The sequence below is a fragment of the Bacteroidota bacterium genome (assembly GCA_013696965.1).
Taxonomy (GTDB): domain Bacteria; phylum Bacteroidota; class Bacteroidia; order JACCXN01; family JACCXN01; genus JACCXN01.
Genome location: JACCXN010000067.1, coordinates 1 through 2,270 on the forward strand (window position 1 = coordinate 1; position 2,270 = coordinate 2,270).

Consider the following 2,270-nt stretch of genomic DNA (forward strand, 5'->3'; position numbering starts at 1 on the left):
TCCTATGACTATTCAAATCGTGTAGATAAAATAGGTGATGTGCGTATATCTTATGATTACTCAAACAGAGTTGATAAAATCGGGGACACTCGTATTTCTTATGACTATTCAAATCGTGTAGATAAAATTGGTGACACTCGTATTTCTTATGACTATTCAAATCGAGTAGATAAGGTTGGTGACACTCGTATTTCTTATGACTATTCAAGCAAAATGGATAAAATCGGTGATACTCGTATTTCTTACAATACAAATGGAAGCATTGAAAAAATAGGAAATGTTTACGTATCTCATTGAATTTAAAAATGAAATATTCTTTAAACCAATACTAATATGCGCACTTCAATAAAAATCATTGTAATCATTGGAATTTTAATCGTTTCTTCCCTGATTGGCATGGCAATAAACGGTGGAAAAAGCAATAGCCGAGCACCGATGTTTGTGGTTGTTGGGGCAATTGCTGCTATAGGTGCAGTTTGGAAATATAATCCAGATGCTAAAAAAGATGCATCAGCCGACAAACAAGAACTTGATAAAAAGACTTAAGTATGTTTGTCGACTATTACGCTATTCTTGAAATAAAAGAAACTGCAACTTTTGAAGAAATCAAATCAGCTTTTCGGAAACAAGCAATTAAGTGGCACCCCGACAGAAATCACGGTAAGGATACAACAAAGAACATGCAGTTAATCAATGAAGCGTATTTAATTCTCAAAGACACCGAAGCAAGAAACAGGTACAATACAGAATATCAGCAGTTCAAAGCATTTAGAAGAGCAGCAGAACCTAAAAAAGAAAAACAAGAAACAAAGAGTGAGCAAGAATATTATACAAGACCTCAAGAAGAAAAGAAAAAACCAGAACCCGAGCCGAAGTTTGAATATGCTGAATACTTTGCAAAAGACGATATTCTAAAACGTTGGATGGATAATGCAAAACGGCAAGCCGTTGAATTAGCTAAACAGACCATAAAAGATTTCGCAGGCATGGTTGCGGTTGGGGCAAAAAAAGGAGCAAAAGCTGCGGGACAAATGTTGATATTTCAAATTGCCATTGGCTTTATTTTTTTAATCATATTCGCTTCATCTAAAAGTTGTAATTAATGAAACAGTTAATATTCTCTTATTTAATCCTTTTGATTTTCATAAGTTGTCAGTCCGGCGAAAATGAAAAATCTAATTCTAAAAACTTGGGTGAAAACAACACCAATGAAATTGAAATCGCATCCAAATTTTGTATGTTCTCTACAAAAAATGACTTGAAAAGTGAAGGGATAAATATGGAATTACCATATCCATGCGAATGGACGATTATTAGTGGGCAAAATCAAAATGTAGTAAAAAAATTTCAAAAGGTTTTAGCTGATGGTTCTGCAATTGAAGAGTTATTAGTGATTTCAAATATTGGAAGAAGTCTAACGGAAGAAGAAATCAATATTCTATTATCTGAAAAAATCCTTACTGAAGGAATGGATGCAGCTAAAGACCGTTCTATAAGCTTTGAGAGATTAGAAATTAACGGAAAACCTTCTGCAAAAATTGTATATGAAACAAAATTAAACAATTTAGAAAGTGAAATATTCTCAAAAGTTGTTCAAATTGTTGTGTATCACAATCAATGTCTAATTCGTATTCAGCTTGGAACATTTAGTCAAAGTAAAGAGAAAGCAGTAAGCCTTTACGATGAATTTAATGATTTATTTACAAGATTGACAACAAGCACTAAGTTTCATGACAATTAATTTATACGCCAATTTCAAAAAGCAGTAACTAATGAAATGCCTCCTGATAATAGTATTATTGTGTACTCAAATTCTTTTTGCACAAGAAACACCAGCAACATTTTGGAATAACCGTTGTGATTTTAAAACGGACGGCACAGGGAAGGCAATGGGACTGAAAATAAAACTTTCTGTTCCCTGTGATTGGAAACAAGCGGATGGAGAACGACCCCATATTGTAAAAAAGTTTTTATATAATTCAGGTGTCACTTCTGCTATTTCTACTTTGACCATTAGGAAAATGCCAGGTTCACCTACAAAATCTGAAATTGCCGAAATGTTCACTCAAAAAGGGTTAAAAGAACTTACAGAAGATTTAGGAACTTTTATTTCAGGAAGAAAATTAAAAGTTGACGGATTAGATTGTGGTGAAGTAGCTTTTAAAATGACCAGAGAACATCCTGTTGGCACTTTATATCTGTACAATATGTACTACTATTTCATTTATAAAGACAAGATGATTGTATTAGGATATGCTACAGGTTCAACG

Annotated in this window: 5 protein-coding genes; all 5 read left to right on the forward strand. The window is 33.2% G+C overall.

Features of this window, described 5'->3' with window-relative positions:
* On the forward strand, positions 1-297 hold a 297-nt coding region (locus H0V01_10605), incomplete at its 5' end, for a hypothetical protein (protein ID MBA2583819.1).
* 36 nt (positions 298-333) lie between these two features.
* Complete coding sequence (locus H0V01_10610; GenBank protein ID MBA2583820.1) at positions 334-546, forward strand: hypothetical protein; 213 nt, start codon at positions 334-336, stop codon at positions 544-546.
* Positions 547-548: 2 nt separating this feature from the next.
* Entirely contained in the window at positions 549-1,103 is a 555-nt protein-coding gene (locus H0V01_10615; protein ID MBA2583821.1) for a J domain-containing protein, read from the forward strand.
* Positions 1,103-1,741, forward strand: coding sequence for a hypothetical protein (locus H0V01_10620; protein ID MBA2583822.1), 639 nt, complete (start codon positions 1,103-1,105; stop codon positions 1,739-1,741). Before H0V01_10615 ends, H0V01_10620 begins: the two co-directional genes overlap by 1 nt.
* 31 nt (positions 1,742-1,772) lie before the next feature.
* Positions 1,773-2,270: hypothetical protein (locus H0V01_10625; GenBank protein MBA2583823.1), on the forward strand; the 498-nt coding region annotated here is incomplete at its 3' end.

Coding starts and splice junctions, on each gene's coding strand:
- H0V01_10610 (MBA2583820.1), top strand. CDS start 334: ATGCGCACTTCAATAAAAATCATTGTAATCATTGGAATTTTAATCGTT.
- H0V01_10615 (MBA2583821.1), top strand. CDS start 549: ATGTTTGTCGACTATTACGCTATTCTTGAAATAAAAGAAACTGCAACT.
- H0V01_10620 (MBA2583822.1), top strand. CDS start 1,103: ATGAAACAGTTAATATTCTCTTATTTAATCCTTTTGATTTTCATAAGT.